General features: G+C 73.8%; 18 protein-coding genes. 6 read left to right on the top strand and 12 right to left on the bottom strand.

The genetic code is table 11. The features are described from left to right. The 3 genes from V6U77_RS03740 to V6U77_RS03730 all read left to right on the top strand — a co-directional run. On the top strand, positions 1–722 hold a 722-nt coding region (locus tag V6U77_RS03740), incomplete at its 5' end, for a hypothetical protein (RefSeq protein WP_334604726.1). Between the two features lie 253 nt (positions 723–975). Then, positions 976–2,505 (top strand): DEAD/DEAH box helicase, encoded by a 1,530-nt coding sequence (locus V6U77_RS03735; protein ID WP_442934368.1) that lies wholly within the window; start codon positions 976–978, stop codon positions 2,503–2,505. Positions 2,506–2,605: 100 nt separating this feature from the next. Continuing rightward, positions 2,606–3,235: a putative glycolipid-binding domain-containing protein gene (locus V6U77_RS03730; RefSeq protein WP_334604724.1), complete on the top strand. Its 630-nt coding sequence runs from the start codon at positions 2,606–2,608 to the stop codon at positions 3,233–3,235. 85 nt (positions 3,236–3,320) lie between these two features. Here the strand turns inward: V6U77_RS03730 and V6U77_RS03725 are convergent, their stop codons facing one another. The 3 genes from V6U77_RS03725 to V6U77_RS03715 all read right to left on the bottom strand — a co-directional run bounded on the left by V6U77_RS03725 (position 3,321) and on the right by V6U77_RS03715 (position 5,822). Continuing rightward, positions 3,321–4,412: a PLP-dependent cysteine synthase family protein gene (locus tag V6U77_RS03725; RefSeq protein ID WP_334604723.1), complete on the bottom strand. Its 1,092-nt coding sequence runs from the start codon at positions 4,410–4,412 to the stop codon at positions 3,321–3,323. A 22-nt stretch (positions 4,413–4,434) separates the two neighbouring features. After that, the gene (locus V6U77_RS03720) at positions 4,435–5,262 is read right to left on the bottom strand and encodes an SDR family NAD(P)-dependent oxidoreductase (RefSeq protein ID WP_334604722.1); all 828 of its coding nucleotides are present in this window, start codon (positions 5,260–5,262) and stop codon (positions 4,435–4,437) included. Positions 5,263–5,363: 101 nt separating this feature from the next. Then, positions 5,364–5,822 carry an Lrp/AsnC family transcriptional regulator gene (locus tag V6U77_RS03715; protein WP_334604721.1) on the bottom strand — a complete coding sequence of 153 codons (459 nt, stop codon included), beginning with the start codon at positions 5,820–5,822 and terminating at the stop codon, positions 5,364–5,366. A gap of 268 nt (positions 5,823–6,090) precedes the next feature. On the opposite strand from V6U77_RS03715, the gene V6U77_RS03710 reads away from it, so the two are divergent. Continuing rightward, positions 6,091–6,357, top strand: coding sequence for a BldC family transcriptional regulator (locus tag V6U77_RS03710; RefSeq protein ID WP_089002465.1), 267 nt, complete (start codon positions 6,091–6,093; stop codon positions 6,355–6,357). Between the two features lie 66 nt (positions 6,358–6,423). On the opposite strand, the gene V6U77_RS03705 is transcribed toward V6U77_RS03710, so the two are convergent. Beyond that, entirely contained in the window at positions 6,424–7,053 is a 630-nt protein-coding gene (locus V6U77_RS03705) for a UbiX family flavin prenyltransferase (protein ID WP_334604720.1), read from the bottom strand. 187 nt (positions 7,054–7,240) lie between these two features. On the opposite strand from V6U77_RS03705, the gene V6U77_RS03700 reads away from it, so the two are divergent. Next, positions 7,241–8,233, top strand: coding sequence for a terpene synthase family protein (locus V6U77_RS03700; protein ID WP_334604719.1), 993 nt, complete (start codon positions 7,241–7,243; stop codon positions 8,231–8,233). A 9-nt stretch (positions 8,234–8,242) separates the two neighbouring features. Here the strand turns inward: V6U77_RS03700 and mqnP are convergent, their stop codons facing one another. From mqnP to V6U77_RS03685, 3 genes are all read right to left on the bottom strand, one after another. Beyond that, positions 8,243–9,154, bottom strand: coding sequence for a menaquinone biosynthesis prenyltransferase MqnP (gene mqnP, locus V6U77_RS03695; protein WP_334604718.1), 912 nt, complete (start codon positions 9,152–9,154; stop codon positions 8,243–8,245). After that, positions 9,154–10,614 carry a menaquinone biosynthesis decarboxylase gene (locus tag V6U77_RS03690; protein ID WP_334604717.1) on the bottom strand — a complete coding sequence of 487 codons (1,461 nt, stop codon included), beginning with the start codon at positions 10,612–10,614 and terminating at the stop codon, positions 9,154–9,156. Before V6U77_RS03690 ends, mqnP begins: the two co-directional genes overlap by 1 nt. A 160-nt stretch (positions 10,615–10,774) precedes the next feature. Next, on the bottom strand, positions 10,775–11,383 hold the full coding sequence (locus V6U77_RS03685; RefSeq protein WP_334604716.1) for a carboxymuconolactone decarboxylase family protein: 609 nt from the start codon (positions 11,381–11,383) through the stop codon (positions 10,775–10,777). A 114-nt stretch (positions 11,384–11,497) separates the two neighbouring features. Here V6U77_RS03685 and V6U77_RS03680 point away from each other — a divergent pair, with 114 nt between their 5' ends. Further along, positions 11,498–11,974: a MarR family winged helix-turn-helix transcriptional regulator gene (locus tag V6U77_RS03680; protein WP_334604715.1), complete on the top strand. Its 477-nt coding sequence runs from the start codon at positions 11,498–11,500 to the stop codon at positions 11,972–11,974. Between the two features lie 390 nt (positions 11,975–12,364). Here the strand turns inward: V6U77_RS03680 and ccsB are convergent, their stop codons facing one another. From ccsB to V6U77_RS03655, 5 genes are read right to left on the bottom strand one after another with little or no spacing between them, the layout of a single operon-like run. Further along, positions 12,365–13,342, bottom strand: coding sequence for a c-type cytochrome biogenesis protein CcsB (ccsB, locus tag V6U77_RS03675; RefSeq protein WP_334604714.1), 978 nt, complete (start codon positions 13,340–13,342; stop codon positions 12,365–12,367). Then, positions 13,342–14,997 (bottom strand): cytochrome c biogenesis protein ResB, encoded by a 1,656-nt coding sequence (resB, locus tag V6U77_RS03670; RefSeq protein WP_334604713.1) that lies wholly within the window; start codon positions 14,995–14,997, stop codon positions 13,342–13,344. The genes ccsB and resB overlap by 1 nt, the downstream gene beginning before the upstream one ends. After that, the gene (locus V6U77_RS03665) at positions 14,997–15,821 is read right to left on the bottom strand and encodes a cytochrome c biogenesis CcdA family protein (protein WP_334604712.1); all 825 of its coding nucleotides are present in this window, start codon (positions 15,819–15,821) and stop codon (positions 14,997–14,999) included. Before V6U77_RS03665 ends, resB begins: the two co-directional genes overlap by 1 nt. Continuing rightward, a complete protein-coding gene (locus V6U77_RS03660; RefSeq protein WP_334604711.1) occupies positions 15,821–16,396 on the bottom strand; it encodes a TlpA family protein disulfide reductase in 576 nt (191 codons plus the stop codon). The genes V6U77_RS03665 and V6U77_RS03660 overlap by 1 nt, the downstream gene beginning before the upstream one ends. After that, on the bottom strand, positions 16,396–17,043 hold the full coding sequence (locus V6U77_RS03655; protein WP_334604710.1) for a histidine phosphatase family protein: 648 nt from the start codon (positions 17,041–17,043) through the stop codon (positions 16,396–16,398). The genes V6U77_RS03660 and V6U77_RS03655 overlap by 1 nt, the downstream gene beginning before the upstream one ends. Positions 17,044–17,045: the final 2 nt, after the last annotated feature.

Here is a 17,045-nt window from a genome sequence, read left to right as displayed (position 1 = left end):
CCCCGCCCGGCCCGGCGCCGGCGCCGCCGTTCCCGCCGCCACCCCTCACGGCCGCCCCGGCGCCGGGACCCGTGGCGAGCGCGCCGCCGTTCTCCGCGCCGCCGTTCTCCGCGCCTCCGGCCTCCGCGCCGCCGTTCTCCGCGCCGCCGTTCTCCGCGCCTCCGGCCTCCGCGCCTCCGGCCTCCGGGCCGCCCGCCTCCGCGCCGCCGGCCTCCGGGCCGTCGGTCGTACCCGCACCCGCGCTGCCGGGCTGGCCGCCACCGACCAACCCTGGAGACCGCCGGCCCGGTGGTGCCGAGCCGGCCACCGCGCCCCGCGAGGCGCGCCGGCTGACCGCTCACGCCGACGGCGGCGGACTCCTCGGCGGTGGCTCCGGCGGCGGTCCGGCCACGCGCGCAGGGCGGACCGACGGCACCCCCGCCCGCCGCTACGACGGCGGGCCCGACCTGGGCACCCTCTACGGCGGGGGCGCCGGCAGCGAAGGCCCCGGCTTCAGCACCGTCTCGTTCCCGAACAACCCGATCGAGAACTCCGGCTCGCTGACCGGGCACATCCTGGCCCAGGGCTGGACGGAGACCCCCACCGAGGAGCGGTCCAGCACGACCAAGGTGGTGCTCGTCCTGGCCGCCTCGCTGGGCCTGCTGGTGGCGATCAGCGTGCTGGTCGTGCTGCTCGCCAACGACACCGTGGGTGGGCTGGTGGGCGGCGTCCTGAGCATGTGAACGCGTGGGGCGTCGATGGTGAGCCCGCCCACTACCCCCGTGGTGCGGTGGCGGGTTCGTCCCGTCGCCGTACACTGGTGGGGATCACTGACCCGGCGCGCCCTGCGCGCCCATGGGCGATCTTGCGGGCGATTCGGCGGCGTTCAGCTGCGGCAGGCCATCGCGAAGATGCGCCCCGCTCGAAAGGTATTTCTTGACGACCTTTGCTGAACCCAGCACGTTCACGCCCGCCCTCGACACGGCCGACGCGCAGATTGCCGCCGAGCAGGACGGCACCGCCCAGGACCCGGCCGCCCCGGTGACGCCCGAGGCCACCGACTTCGCCGCGCTGGGGCTGCCCCAGCCGCTGGTCCACGCGCTCGCCCGGCAGGGCATCACCACCCCGTTCGAGATCCAGCGCGCCACCATGCCGGACGCGCTCGCCGGCCGGGACGTCCTCGGCCGGGGCCAGACCGGCTCCGGTAAGACCCTGGCCTTCGGCCTGCCCCTGCTCGCCCTGGTGGCCGACCGCAACCGGGCCCGGCCGCTGCGCCCCCGGGCCCTGGTCCTGGTGCCCACCCGGGAACTCGCGATGCAGGTCAACGACGCGCTCATGCCGCTCGGCAAGGCCGTCGGCGTGTTCCTGAAGACCGCCGTCGGCGGCGTGCCGTACGACCGGCAGATCGACGCCCTGCGGCGCGGCGTGGAGATCATCGTGGCCACCCCGGGCCGGCTGGGCGACCTGATCTCCCGGGGCGTCTGCTACCTGGACGACGTCGAGGTGACCGTCCTCGACGAGGCCGACCAGATGGCCGACATGGGCTTCCTGCCCGAGGTCACCGAACTGCTGGCGAAGACGCCGGCCGGCACCCAGCGGCTGCTCTTCTCGGCCACCCTGGACGGTGACGTCGACGCGCTGGTCCGGCGGTTCATGACCGACCCGGTGACGCACTCCACCGCCCCGTCCACCGCCTCGGTGTCCACCATGGACCACCACATGCTGCTGATCCCGCCGCACGACAAGTTCCCGGTCGCCGCCTCCATCGCGGCCCGGGAGGGGCGGACGATGGTCTTCGCCCGCACCCAGCTCGGCGTCGACCGGCTGGTCGAGCAGTTGGCGGCCGTCGGCGTACGGGCGGGCGGGCTGCACGGCGGCAAGACCCAGCGAATGCGTACCCGCACGCTGGCCGAGTTCCGCGAGGGCCGGGTGAACGTCCTGGTCGCCACCGACGTGGCGGCCCGGGGCATCCACGTGGACGGCGTCTCGCTGGTGCTGCACGTCGACCCGCCGAAGGACCCGAAGGACTACCTGCACCGTGCGGGGCGTACCGCCCGGGCCGGCGAGTCGGGCGCGGTGGCCACGCTGGTGCTGCCGAAGCAGCGGCGCACCACGCTCGCCATGCTGGAGAAGGCCGGTGTGGCGCCGGCCGAGACCCGGGTACGGGTCGGCGATCCGGCGCTCGCCGAGCTGACCGGCGCCCGCGAGCCGAGCGGTGTCCCGGTGCGCGTCGAGTCCGAGGAGCCTCGTCGGCACGGCGACCGGCCGGGCGGCCCGCGCCGCTACGGCGACCGCGACACCCGTGGCGAGCGCCGCTACGGTGACCGGCCGCAGGACGAACGCCGCTACGGCGACCGCCCCACCGACAGCCGCAGCTACAGCGACCGCCCCCAGGGCGAACGCCGCTACGGCGACCGCCCCACCGACAGCCGCAGCTACGGCGACCGGGGCGGCTTCCGGTCCGAGGGCCGGGGGCGCGACGAGCGGCGGGGCTTCGGCGGGCGACCGCCGGCGCGTACCCACTGATCACCAGCGTCATCCGAAACGCCGTCGCGGGGCCCCGGGCTCCGCGACGGCGTTTCCGCATCCGCTGCCGGTACTGGCCGGGTCGCGTAACGTCCGGCTCATGCCGACCTTGCCGAAGTCGCTCTTCTGGGCCCGGACGGACACCGCCGGCGCGGAGCACGCACTGTTCGACGACCACCACGGGTTGACGGCACGGGGCACGCTGACAGCCGTCGACCCGATCCCCTACACCTGCCGCTACCAGCTCACCACCGACGCCGGGTGGGCCAGTTCCCGGGTCGAGGTGGAGGCGGAGGGCACCGGGTGGCTCCGGAGCGTACGCCTGGAGCGGGTGAGCGACGGGTGGCGGGTGACCACCGCCGAGCAGGGTGACCTGGACGCGGCGCTGCGGGCGGCCGGCCACCCGGCGGTCGGGTTGCCCGGCACCGACGACCCAGGCCGGCTGGCCGAGGCGGTGGACGTCGACCTCGGCGGCGCGGCGCTGTTCAACACGCTGCCGGTGCACCGGCTCGGGCTGACCGGCGCCGCGGTCGACACCCCGCACCGCGTCGACGTCGCCTGGGTGCTGGTGCCCAGCCTGCTGGTGGTGCCCGCCGAGCAGGTCTACACCCCGCTCGGCCCGAACCGCGTCCGCTTCACCAGCGACACCTTCACCGCCGACATCGACCTCGACGGCGACGGCTACGTGGTCCGCTATCCCGGCCTGGCCGAGCGCGTCTACCCACGCTGACCCGGCTGCCGGCGCCTCCCCGACGACCCCGGCCGCCGGTCGTGCCGGCACGGGGACAGCGCGCCCGTCCAGGCGCCGAGCGGGCTCAGGCCGGCCAGGCGCCGGTGGCGAGGAAGCGGTCGACGGTCGCCAGGTGCGGGGTCGGGTCGAGCCCTTGGGCGGCAACCCAGTCGTCGGCGTAGTAGGTGTCGGCGTAGCGGTCGCCGGCGTCGCAGATCAGGGTGACCACCGAGCCGGTACGACCCTCGGCGAGCATCTCCGCGATCAGCCCGAAGGCGCCCCAGAGGTTGGTGCCGGTCGAGCCGCCCACCCGGCGCCCGAGCACGGCCGAACCGGCGCGCATGGCGGCCAGCGAGGCGGCGTCGGGCACCTGCACCATCCGGTCCACCACGGACGGCAGGAACGAGGCCTCCACGGCCGGTCGGCCGATCCCCTCGATGCGGGAGCCCTGCCCGGTGCGCACCGACCAGTCGGCGGCCTGCCAGGCGGGGTAGAAGGCGGAGTTCTCCGGGTCGACCACGCACAGCTTGGTGGGCAGCCGCTGGTAGCGGGCGTACCGGCCGATGGTGGCGCTGGTGCCGCCCGTGCCGGCGCCCACCACGACCCACGCCGGCACCGGGTGCCGCTCCAGGGCGAGCTGCGCGTAGATCGACTCGGCGATGTTGTTGTTGCCCCGCCAGTCGGTGGCCCGCTCGGCGTAGGTGAACTGGTCCATGAAGTGCCCGCCGGAGTCCTTCGCCAGCCTGCGGGCCTCGACGACCACCTGGGCGGGATCGTCGACGAGGTGACAGCGACCGCCGTGGAACTCGATCTGGACGATCTTCTCCGGCGAGGTGGAGGCGGGCATCACCGCGATGAACGGCAACTCCAGCATCCTCGCGAAGTACGCCTCGGAGACCGCCGTCGAGCCGGAGGACGCCTCGACGATCGTGGTGTCCGGGCCGATCCAGCCGTTGCACAGCCCGTAGAGGAAGAGCGAGCGGGCCAGGCGGTGCTTCAGCGAGCCGGTCGGGTGCACCGACTCGTCCTTGAGATAGAGGTCGATCCCCCACGCCCGGGGCAAGGGGAACGGCAGGAGGTGGGTGTCGGCGGAGCGGTTGGCGTCCGCCTCGACGGCGGCGACCGCCTCGGTCATCCAGCGCCGGCTGGCCTCGTCGCACCGGTCGAGATGAGTCACTCTCGTAACCTAGCAAGCACGCTCAGTCCAGACCTGCCCCAGTCCGGCGGCGCTGGCGGCGCTGACCGGCCCGTCCGGCCGCGAGGATGAGCGGGGCGAGCCGCACGGCGGCGCCGGGCAGCGCGTCGAGGAGCCGGACCTGCGCGCCGCGCCAACGGGGGACGCTGACCACCGGGCGGGGCCGCCGGGCCAGCCGCGCGGCCCGCCGGGCCACCCGTTCGGGGGTGAGCAGCGTCCCGGTGAAGGAGGCCGCGGCGCCCGGGTCGTCGAGCCGGTCGTGCAGCATCGGCGTCCAGATCCCGTCCGGGCACAGGCACGACACGTGTACGCCCCGGTGCCCGGCCAGCCGCAGGTCGGCGAGGGTGCCGATGCTGAACGCGACGAGGGCGTGCTTGCTGGCGGCGTAGACGGTCTCGCCGGGCGCGGCCACCAGACCGGCCAGCGACACGACGTTGACCACGTGCCCGTGCCCCTGTTCCCGCATGACGGCCAGCGCGGCGAGGGTGCCGTTCATCGCGCCGAGGGCGTTGACCTCCATCACCCGGCGGCGGGTCGCCGCGTCGTGCTCCCAGGAGGGGCCGGTGACGAGGATCCCGGCGTTGTTCACCCAGAGGCCGAGCCCGCCCCGGCCCGCGGCCTCGGCGGCGACGGTGGCGCAGGCGTCCTCGTCGCGTACGTCCAGCGGGCGGGACCAGCCGCCCAGCGGCGCGGCGGCACGGGCCGCCGCCCGGTCGTCGTGGTCGGTGAGGAGCACCGGCCAGCCGTCGGCGTGCAGCGCGGCGGCGATGGCGCGGCCGAGACCGCCGGCCGCGCCGGTGACCACCGCCGTCGCGGGGGCTGGCTTCGTCATCGGCGCACGGTATCGCCGCCCGGCCACCGCGCACCAGGGCCGGCCGGACGGGCTTCGTGGGCCGGACGCGGAGGTACGGCGACCGGGGTCGGCGGCGCGGGTCAGGCGGTGGGGGGCACCGGGGCCTGCGGGCGGTTCTCCCACTTCGTGGAGAGCGCGATGCCCGTCCGGGTGGAGGCGACGCCGGGCGTGCGGTTCAGCCGCACGATGAGCCGCTCCAGCTCGGCGATGGTCCCGACCCGGGCCTTGAGCAGGAACGACTCGACGCCGGCCATGAAGTAGCAGGACTCGATCTCGGGCATCAGCCGGAACGCCTCCAGCACGTCGTCGGTGTCGCCGCCGGAGTCCTCGACGATCCCGATGAGCGCGGTGACGGCGAAGCCGATGGCCTCGGGCTCCACCTCCGCCCGGTAGGCGCGGATGACGCCGCTGGACTCCAGTTTGCCGACCCGCTCGTGCACGGCCGGCGCGGAGAGGCCGACCTGCCGGGCCAGCTCGGCGTAGGACAGGCGGGCGTTGCCGCGTAGCAGCTCCACGAGGCTCAGGTCGATGGCGTCCACGGTCTGTGACCCTAGCGGTCCGGGCGTAACGTCGGGCGCCCGGCGGGCGTTGAACATGACAGGGTGTAGTCGTTCGCAAACCCACCGTCAAAGGAGCCGTCCGCAGGTAATATTTCCTAACTTCCCACTCAGTGCGTTTTTCGCGTTTGGCGGACAGGCCAGGTCGCTGGTGCTGTAATTGCCATACGTCCCTCATGACGGCTCTGGGCTCGCACCGGCCGGGGGCAGTGTGTTCAGCCGGGGGCTTCGTCGACGCGAGGAGGGGGCTGTGGACACTGGAGATCGCCTGCTGACACCGGGTGAAGTTGCCGCGCTGTTTCGGGTTGACCCGAAGACTGTGACGCGATGGGCAGCGGCGGGCCGGATAGGCAGCATCCGGACTCCAGGCGGGCATCGCCGGTTTCGGGAATCCGAGGTGCGGGCCCTGCTTGAGGGGGAGGGCATGTTGGACGAGGCGGAAGACGTCGGCAAACCGCGCAACGCGGGGCCGGCCGCCTCGACCGGGCCAGGCCCGGCCAACGCCGGCATGTACTGAATGGTGCGGATCTTCGCGCGGACCGGACGCAGGCTCCGGTCCGCGTCCCGGTGAGCCGGGCCGGGATCAGTCCCGCGCCACGCCCAGCTCACCCGACCAGCGACGGAACAGCGTGTGCGGTACGCCCAGGGCGTCCAGCACCTTGCCGGCCACGAAGTCGACGAGCTGCCCGGCGGAGGCCGCCGCCCCCGCGCCGTAGAAGCCGGGACTGGCCGGCAGCACCACCGCCCCGGCGTCGTGCAGCGCGATCAGGTGCTCCAGGTGGCTACGGGTCACCGGCGTCTCCCGGGGCACCACCACCACCGGCCGGCGCTCCTTCAGGTTGACCTCGGCGGCGCGCTGCAACAGGTCCTTGGAGAGCCCGATCGCGATCCCGGCGCAGGCCGCCGTGCTCGCCGGGACCACCGCCATCCCGCGTACCCGGTAGGAGCCGCTGCTCGGGCCGGCGGCCAGGTCGCCGGCGGGCCAGTGCCGCACGTCGGCTCCCGCGAGGTCGCGGCCCAGCCAGGCGGCGAGGTCCTCGGCCCAGTGCCCGTCCCGGAACGGGCGTCCGGTCTCGTCGAGGACCGTCAGCCGGGCGGCCCGGGAGACGATCAGGTCCACCGGCTCGCCGGCGTCGAGCAGCGCCCGCACGACGGCCGCCGCGTACGGCGTGCCGGACGCTCCGGAGACTCCGACCACCCATGGTTCGCGCATGCCTCCAGCCTGCCTGGTCGCCCCCTCCCCGCGTCGGGCACCCCGGCCGCGAACGCCCGTGATGTCCCTCTCCGGAGTCAGTTGTCCCGGCGCGGGCGCGATGTCGGGCGGGAACGCGTCCGTCCCGCCGGCCTGACATGCTGCCGGTGCGATTCGCGTGGGAGCGAGTCTCATCCGGGAGGAATCGGTGACGACCGGCGAGATCCTCGGATCGCTGCGGTCCGAGTGCCCCATCCCGCCCCGGCTCTCGCCGTACGCCGACCGGGTGCAGGGGTGGCTGGTCGGTGACCTGTTGCCGCGCCTCGGACTGGCGGCGGACGACGGGGCGCCGCGACGACTGGCGCGCGCGGGCGTCGCCCGGTACGCCGGCCGGCTCTACCCGGGGGCCGCCGAGGCGGACCTGCGGGTGCTGGCGGCCCTGTTCACCTGGTTCTTCCTGGTCGACGACGCGTGCGACGGGCCGGGCCGGCTCGGCACCGACCAGATCCGGGCGCTGCGCGCCGGGACGCTGACCCTGCTGCACGCCGGCCCCCGGCTCCGGCACGCCGGCCTGACCGGGCCGCTGCGGCGGCTGCTGGCGCACGGGTGGCGGGAACCACGCCGGCGGATGCCGGCCCGCTGGCGGCTGCGCTTCGCCCGGGCCGTCGCCGACCACCTCGACGGCACGTGGCGGGAGGCGGCGAACAAGGCGGCCGGCCGCCGCCCCGGCGTCGCGGAGTACGTCGCGCTGCGGCGGGCCACCTCGGCCGCGTACGTGGCCTATCCGCTGGTGGAGTTCGTCACCGGGCGTCCGCTGCCCGAGCCGGTCCACCACCACCCGCTGCTGCGCGAGATCGCCGACACCGGCAACGACCTGCTCTCCTGGTACAACGACCTCGCCTCCCTGGAGCGCGACGCGGCCACCGCCGGCGGGCACAACCTCGTCCTCGCGACCGCGGCCGAGCGGCGGGTGCCGGTGGAGACCGCGATCGGCCTGACGGCCGAGCGCTGGCGCGCGTCGATGCGGCGCTTCGTCGAGTTGCGCGCGGCGGTGCCGTCGTTCGGCCCGGCGCTGGACCGGGCCGTCGCCGACCACCTCGACGGGGTGGCGAACGCCGTCCGCGCCACGGTGGACTGGACCGTGGAGAGCACCCGCTACGGCGGCCCGCAGGGGTGCCTCGTCGACGCCGCCCCTTCCTGACGGCCCGGGTCAGGCGCGCAGGCCGAGGCGGATCACCAGGTCGAGCAGGGCGAAGACGAACAGCGCGATGCCGACGAAGCCGTTGGCGGTGAAGAAGGCCCGGTTGACCTTGCTCAGGTCGCTCGGGCTGATGACCAGGTGCTGGTAGCCGAAGGCGAGCGCGGTCAGCGCCAGGCCGATCCACCAGAGCCAGCCGAAGCCGACCAGCGCCCCGAACCAGAGGAACAGCGCGAACGTCACCACGTGCGCCACGGTGGAGGCGTGCAGCGCGAACCGCAGCCCGTAGCGGGCCGGCACGCTGTGCACGCCGATCTGCCGGTCGACCTCGGCGTCCTGGCAGGCGTAGATCAGGTCGAACCCGCCGATCCAGAGGCCGACGGCCACGCCGAGCAGCCAGGCCGGCCAGGAGCCGTCGAGGGTGCCGGTGACGCCCAGCCAGGCGCCTACCGGCCCGACGGCCTGGGCGACGGCGAGGATGGCGTGCGGCCAGTTGGTGAACCGCTTGCCGTACGGGTAGACGACCAGCGGCACCACGGCGAGCGGCGCGAGCACCAGGCAGAGCGGGTTGAGCAGGGCGGCGGCGGCGAGGAAGACCACGAGCGCGACGGCCGCGCCGGTCCAGGCCGTCCGCACGCTGACCGCCCCGGTGACCAGTTCCCGGCCGGCGGTACGCGGGTTCCGCGCGTCGATCCGGCGGTCCAGGATCCGGTTGGCGGCCATGGCGAACGTCCGCGCGCCGACCATCGCCACGGTGATCAGCAGCAGGTCCAGCCATCGGACCCGCCCCCCGTCGACCTGCATGGCGGTGAGCGCCGACAGGTACGCGAACGGCAACGCGAACACGGAGTGCTCGATCGCCACGAGCTTGAGGAAGGACTTCACCCGGCCCGGCCGCTGCGCCGGTTCGACGGCGGTGGCCATCAGATGCCGTACTCCTTCCAGCGCTTGTCGACCAGCGAGACGACCTCGGGGGCCATCCGCATCTCCTCCGGCCAGCCCCGCGTGTAGCCCTCCTCGGGCAGCTTGCGGGTCGCGTCGACGCCCGCCTTGCCACCCCAGAACTGCTGGTAGGAGGCGTGGTCGAGGTGGTCCACCGGGCCCTCGGTGAGCAGCAGGTCCCGGGCGTAGTCGACGTTGCCGAAGGCGCGGAACGCGACCTCGTTGTAGTCGTGCACGTCGCAGTCCTCGTCGACGATCACGATCAGCTTGGTCAGCGACATCATGTGCGCGCCCCAGATGGCGTTCATCACCTTCTGGGCGTGCTTCGGGTAGCGCTTGCGGATCGACACGATCGCGCAGTTGTGGAAGACGCCGGCGGCGGGCAGGTCGTAGTCGACGATGTCCGGGATCAGGAAGCGCAGCAGCGGCGCGAAGATCCGCTCGGTGGCCTTGCCGAGGCCGTGGTCCTCCTGCGGCGGCTGCGACGTGACGATCGAGTGGTAGACCGGATCGCGCTGCGTGGTCATGCACTCGATGTGCATCACCGGGAAGGGCTCCACGGGCGTGTAGAAGCCGGTGTGGTCGCCGAAGGGGCCCTCCGGGAGGCGCTCGCCCGGCTCGACGTAGCCCTCAAGGACGACCTGCGCGTGCGCCGGCACCTGCAACGGGACGGTCAGGCAGTCCACCATCTCGACCCGCTCGCCGCGCAGGTACCCCGCGAACAGGTATTCGTCGATGTCGGCGGGGAGCGGGGCGCTGGCCGCGTAGGCCACCGCGGGGTCGGTCCCGATGGCGATCGCCACCGGCAGCCGCTGCCCGAGCCGCTCGGCGACCGCGTGGTGCGCCGTGGAGTTCTTGTGGATCTGCCAGTGCATGCCGATGCTGTTGCGGGAGTGCTGCTGCAACCGGTAGAGCCCCAGGTTGCGCTTGCCGGTCTCCGGGTGCTTCGTGTGGGTGAGCCCGAAGTTGTGGAAGATCCCGCCGTCGCCCGGCCAGACCTGCAACCCCGGCAGCCGGTCCAGGTCGACGTCGTCGCCGCGGTAGACCACCTGCTGGCAGGGCGCGGTCCTGACCTTCTTCGGCGGCATCGACGTGAGCTGCCTGACCTTGCCGAGGCCGTCCATCATGCCGGAGAGACCCACCGGCAGCTCCGGCTTGAGCATGTTGCCGAGCCGCTCGCCGATCTCGTCCAGCGACTCGACGCCGAGCGCCATCGCCATCCGCTTCTCGGTGCCGAAGAGGTTGATCGCCACCGGCATCTCGCCCCGGGTGGGCCGCTCGAAGAGCAGGGCCGGGCCGCCCGCGCGGACCGTCCGGGTGACGATCTCGCTGATCTCCAGGGTGGGATCGACCGGGGCGCTCACCCGCCGCAGTTCGCCCGCGCGCTCCAGCGCCGCGAGAAAGTCCTTGAGATCGGTGTACGGGAAGCCACGAGCCGCCATGCCTGCCAGTCTCCCGTACCGACCTGGGCGGCGACCACGCCGGGTGGTGTGACACCGGCGATCCACCCGGAGGCGGCGCGGGAACGACCCGGTCGCTTCGGGCTTCGGGTATCCCACAACCACCCGCGTCCGGACGATCCGAGCAACGACGCCGCCCCGGTCACCCTCGGCTGACCGGCCCCCCGCGCCCGCCCCGGATCGGGACGGGATCGACGAGGGAGGCCGGCTCCCACGCGTACGCGGCCACGGGCGGGTCGAGCGGGGCGCCAGTGAGCCGGTTGGCCAGGGTGGAGATGGTGTACGTGCCGACGCCGAGCACCACGTCCAGCGCGTGCCGGGGCTGGTAGCCGGCCGCCAGGAAGGCGGTGACACCGTCCTCGGGCACCGCGCCCCGGTGGTCGAGCACGGCGAGGGTGAAGCGCCGCAGCGCCTCCAGCCGGTCGTCGGGCAGCGGCGCGCCGGCGCGCAGCGCGTCGATCAGCCCGGGCGTCGCGCCGTGCCGGGTGAGGACGGCGGTGTGCATGGCGACGCAGAGGTGGCACTCGTTGCGGGTGGCGACCGTCAGGACGACGACCTCCCGCTCGACCGGGTCGAGGGCGCAATTCTCGAAGATGCCGTTGACGGTGAGGAACCCGGTGAGCAGTTCCGGGGACTCGGCCATGAGGCCGACCGCGGCGGGCAGGTGCCCGAGCCTGCGGCGTACGCCCTCGATGGCCGGCCGGGCGGCGGCGGGTGCGGTGTCGGCGGTGTGCGCGGTGAACGGGGGCACGGGAGACCTGCTCTCGGGGTCGGAGAGGGCCGGCGCGGCCCGATCGGCGGCGCGCCGCGGGTGGACGTAGGATCGTCAACGTGGCTGTCGAAATAGTAAACAAGGTTGTCGAACGTGGCAACGGCTGAACCGGACCGGCCCGGCTTCCTGCTGCCCCTGCTGCTGCTGGCCGGCTTCCGTACGCTCATCGACGACCTGCACGCGGAACTGGCCCGGCAGGGGCACCCGGAGCTGCGGCCGCTGCACGGCTTCGTCCTCCAAGCCGTCGGCGGCGACGGCACCACCGCCACCGAGCTGGGCCAGCGACTCGGCGTCTCCAAGCAGGCGGCCGGCAAGACGGTGGACCGGCTGGTCGCCCTCGGCTACCTGGAGCGCGCCGACGACCCGCGCGACGCCCGACGCAAGCTGGTCCGGGCCACCCCGCACGGCCTGGACGGCCTGCGCCGCTCGGCGGCCGTCTTCGACCAGCTCCGGCAGCGGTGGGCCGCGACCCTCGGCCCCGACCGGGTCGCCGCCCTGGAGGACGACCTGCGCGCGGTCACTCCGGCCAACCTCTTCCGCCTCGACGTGCCCGGCTGGTTCGGCGGCTGACCACGGTCCCCGGCGTTCGCGACCGAGGCGCGGTTTCCCGTGTGGAACCTGCTCGGAGCCGGGAGCGGGCGGGCGGCGTGACCGCCCCGCCGCGTCTTTCCGGCTCCGAGCCTGAGACGTGGTTCAAGCGGTTGGGTCTGCGTCGAGCGGGCCAACCACTGCCGCCGGAACGACGATGCCTGTGGGGCATATAAATACCTCTGGGGCATCAGGACGCTTCGACATCACCCGGCGGGTCCGGCAGCTGGCCGGGGCCCGGCTGCGCGTCGGCGCCGAGGTCCGGCACGGCCACATCGAGGTCTGGCGCGGCGGTCTCGAGCCCAGGGCGGGCGACGAGCAGTCCGCGTCCGCTGCAGCGGACGCGGACCGTCCCCGGGCGAGCGGGTCGGCTCAGTCGAGGCCGCCGTACGAGTGCAGGCCCTCGAAGAAGATGTTCACGCCGAAGAGGTTCATCAGCATGGTGAGGAAACCGGCGATGGCCAGCCAGGTCGCCACGTTCCGCTTCACGCTCGGGGTGGCCCGGGCGTGCAGGTAGCCGGCGTAGATCACCCAGGAGATGAACGACCAGGTCTCCTTCGGGTCCCAGGCCCACGGCCGCCCCCAGGCCGCCTCGGCCCAGATCGCCCCGGCGATCACCGCGAAGGTGAAGACCGGGAACGCGAAGGCGTGCAGCACGAAGGTCAGCCGCTCCAGCGCCGCCGCCGCCGGCAGCCGCTTCGCCAGGGTGTACGGGAAGCTGCGCCTGCCCTGCTCGTAGCCGGCGCGCATCAGGAACGCCACCGCCGGCACCGCGCCCAGCAGGAAGATGCCGGAGGCGAAGACGATCGTCGAGACGTGGATGACGAACCAGTACGAGTTGAGCGCCGGCACCAGCGGCACGATCGGGGTGTAGAGCACCAGCTCGGCGGTCGCCACCAGCAGCACCATCACCAGCGACAGGAAGAGCCCGAGGCGGCGAAGCTGCGGCCGCTGCCAGAGCACCACCAGCCAGCCGGCGACCCCGATCCAGGTGCCCGTGAGCACGAACTCGTACATGTTGCCCCAGGGCATCCGGTCGGCGGCGAGACCGCGCGTGACCAGCGCCCCGAGGTGCAGCAGCGCCCCGAGCGCGGTGGCCGCGACGGCGGTCAGGCCCGCCAGCCGGGCGCGCCGGGCGGTGCGCTCGGCCGCCGACGGGCCGGCCCCGGCGGGTGCGTCCGGGGTGCCGCCACCGGCCGCGCCGACGCCGGCACCGACCAACTCCCGGGCGGGCGTCGCGGCCACCCGGGCGCGGGCGTTGCCGAGCGCGTACTCGACGGCGTGGCTGATCATCGCGATCAGGTACGCCAGGATCGCGAACGACACCAGCTGGTCGGAGAGTGCGGACATCAATCGGCTCCTTCTCGCGCTCCGGCCCGGTCGCCGCCGTCGCGGTCGACACCGGCCTCGTCGTCCGACCGCCCGTCGCCGCCGATCGCGGCCACGAGTTGCGCGAACTCGTCGGCGAACCCGGGATGGTCGGTGCGCGGCAGGCCACCGGCCTCGACCAAGCTACTACCGCCCGTCGGAGATCCACTCGTGGGGTCGGCCGGCAGCACCCGGAAGAAGACCCGGCGGCGCCGCCCGAACAGCGAGCCCATCAGCCCGACCAGCAGGATGGCGGAGCTGACCAGCAGCAGCGTCGAGCCGGGGTCGTACCGGACCGACAGGGTGACGTACGGCTCGGTGCCCAGGAACTCGACCGTGGTGCCGTCGTCCAGCTTCCAGGTCTCGCCCTTGCGCAGCAGCTTCGTGCCGACCTCCTTGACCTTCCCCTCGCGCACCTGCCGCTGGTTCAGCTCGTAGACCGAGCCGGGGATTCCGGCGTCCATGCCGAGGTTGCCCCGGTAGGCGACGAGGTTCAGCGCGGGGTTGCGCTCGGTGGGGTACTCGGAACGGTTGAACGGCGCGGCGGCCGGCGCGGTCGGCAGGTAGAGCCCGGAGAAGGCCATCTGGAGATCCGGGTCGCGGGTGCCCGTGGCCGGGTCGACGTTGACGTCGGGGAAGGCCGCCAGGCCCTCGCTGGTCAGCCCGACGTCGCGGGTGGTCAGGAACGGGAAGGGACTGGTCTGGCTCCTGCCGAACCGGTCGGTGTAGCGGATCACCGGGGCGTAGCCGTGGCCGAGCAGGTAGACGTTCGCCCCGTCGAGGCGCAGTGGCGAGTTGACCGAGAATTCGGCCGGCCGCCGCTCGCCGTCGACCCCGTCCACGGTCACCCTGGCCTTGTAGAACTCCGGCTGGCCGGACTCCAGGAACCGGGCCTCGAAGTCGTCGAGCTGGAGGCAGAAGCCGGGCAGGTCGGCGCTGTCCACGCGGGGACCGAGCTTGCTCTCGGCGTACTGCTGGCGGGTGTTGCAGAACGCGTTCTCCTCGCCGGCCACCAGCAGCTTGTTGCCGCTCCAGCCGTACCAGGAGCCGAGCGCGACGCCGACCAGCACGAGCACCAACGAGCTGTGGAAGAGCAGGTTGCCGGTCTCCTTGAGGTAGCCCTTCTCGGCGGAGACCTCGTCGCCGCGTACCACCACGCGCCAGCGACGCCGGCGCAGCGTCTCGGCGATGGCCGCCGCGCCGCCCGCCGGCGCGGCCAGCACGGCGTGCTGGGGCAGCCGGTCCAGCCGCCCCGGCGCGGCCGGCGGCTTCGACCGCAGCGCCCGCACGTGGTCGCGCAGCCGGGGCGTGATGCAGCCGATCAGCGACGTGAACAGCAGCAGGTAGATGGCGGAGAACCAGACCGAGCCGAACGCCTCGAAGGCGCCGATGCGGTCCAGCACCGGGGCCAGGTCGGGGTGCGCGGTGAAGTAGTCCTGCACGTCCTCCGGGTTGACCCCGCGCTGCGGCAGCACCGAGCCGGGAATGGCGGCCACCGCGAGCAGGAAGAGCAGCATCAGGGCCGTACGCATGCTGGTGAGCTGTCGCCACGAGTTGCGCAGCAGGGCCAGCAGGGGGTTGGGCCGGCGGCGGGGGGCCTCGGCCGGCGGCGCCGGCCGGTCGTCGACGGTGGTCATCAGATGCTCACCTCGCCCACCCCGACGATGGTCCGCAACCAGATCACGAAGTTCGTCCAGCCGCCCGTCACCAGCGCGAGGCCGATCAGGACCAGCAGCGCCCCGCCCACCCGGGTGACCCAGCGGCTGTTGCGCCGGACCGCCCGGAACACCCCGAGCAGCCGCTCGAAGCCCAGCCCGAAGACGACGAACGGCAGCCCCAGCCCCACGCAGTACGCCAGGGCGAGCACCACGGCCCGGTCGGTCTGCCCGCTGGCGGTGGCCATGCCCATCACCGCGCCGAGGGTCGGGCCGGCGCAGGGTACCCAGCTCAGCGCGAAGACCGCGCCGAAGACCGGCGCGCCGAGCAGCCCGGCGGCGGGCAGCCGCTGGATCCGGAACTCCCGCTGCAGCCCCGGCAACAGCCCGACGTAGCTCAGCCCGAGCACGACGACGAGCGCGCCGATGACGATCTCCAGCGTCCGCTGGTGCTCGAAGAAGACCCGGCCGACGCTGGCGAAGAGGATCGCGGTGGCGGTGAAGACGACGGTGAACCCGCCGATGAACAGCAGCGTGCCGGCCAGCACCCGGCCCTTGACCGCGACCTTCGCCGGCTCGGTGCGTTCCCGCACCGCCACCCCGCCGCCGCCGGGAGGGGACGACCCCACCCGCGGGCGGCGGGTTTCGAGGTCCGCGCCGGCGAGGCCGGTGACGTACGACAGGTAGCCCGGCACCAGCGGGAGCACGCACGGGGAGAGGAAGCTGACCAGCCCGGCGAGGGCCGCCGCGCCGATGGCGAGCAGCAGCGGGCCCGACCGCGCGAGCTCGGAGAACGTCTCGCCCATCAGCGGGGACCGGCGGGCGCCGGCTGCTCGGCCGCGATCCGCTCGACGATGGGCTGCAGGCCCTCCTGCTTCACCGCCGCCCGGATCACCACCGCGATCCGGCCGTCGCGGTCCAGCACGACGGTGGCCGGGATGGTGTTCGGCGGGATGTCCAGGGCGAGCGCCAGCCGGCTCGGCGGGTCGAAGAGGCTCGGGTAGGTGACCTTGAAGCTCTCCTCGAAGGCGAGCGCCTTGTCCCGCTGGTCCTGGATGTTGATGCCCAGGAAGGTCACGCCGGAGCCCTTGGTGGCCTGGTAGGTGTTCTCCAGGTCGTCCGCCTCGGCCCGGCACGGCGCGCACCAGGAGCCCCAGAAGTTGACCACCACGACCTGGCCACGGGCCTTCGCCACGTCGTGGTCGCCGCCGGTGAGCAGCTCACCGGCGAGCTTCGGGGCGGCCGACCGCTGGTCGGGGGCGCACTCGATGATGCCGCCGGAGTTGTCGCACGCCTCCTCGCCGTCGCGCGACGAGCAGCCGGCCAGCGCCACCGTCACGGCGGCGGCGAGCAGACCCGCGGTCCATCTCCGGGCGTTCATCAGGCCCCCTTGGCCGTCCTGGCCGTCGGCGACATCGCGATCAGGTGGGCGGCCGGCTCGGAGTAGCCGATGCCGACCACCTTGGCTCCGTCGAAGTGGAAGGAGGTGAGGCTGGCCAGCCCGCACTGGCGCTTGCGCGGGTCGTGCCAGAGCCGCTTGCGCTCCACGTGGCGGCGCAGCGTCCAGATCGGCAGCTGGTGCGAGACCAGCACGGCCTCGCGCCCCTCGGCCGCCACCCGGGCAGCGTGCAGGGCGGCGAACATCCGCTCCGCGATGACGCGGTAGGCCTCGCCCCAGGACGGGGTCACCGGGTCCCGCAGCACCCACCAGTTGCGCGGGTCGCGGAACGAGCCGTCGCCGGGAGAGACCTTCTTGCCCTCGAACCAGTTGGCGCTCTCGATGAGCCGCTCGTCCACGCCGACCGGCAGCCCGAACTGCGCGGCGATCGGCTCGGCCGTCTGCTGGGCGCGTTCCAGCGGGCTGGCCACCACGTGCACGACCTCCCGCTCGGCCAGCCCCTGCGCGGCGGCCTTGGCCATCTGCACGCCCAGCTCCGAGAGCCGGAAGCCCGGCAGCCGGCCGTAGAGGATGCCGTCCGGGTTGTGCACCTCGCCGTGCCGCAGCACGTGGACCACCGTCTTGCTCACCG

Origin of the sequence: Micromonospora sp. CPCC 205546, assembly GCF_036902715.1 — a bacterium.
Lineage (GTDB): Bacteria > Actinomycetota > Actinomycetes > Mycobacteriales > Micromonosporaceae > Micromonospora.
Note: the sequence above shows the minus strand (reverse complement) of the source record. Positions and strands in the feature narration are given on the sequence as shown.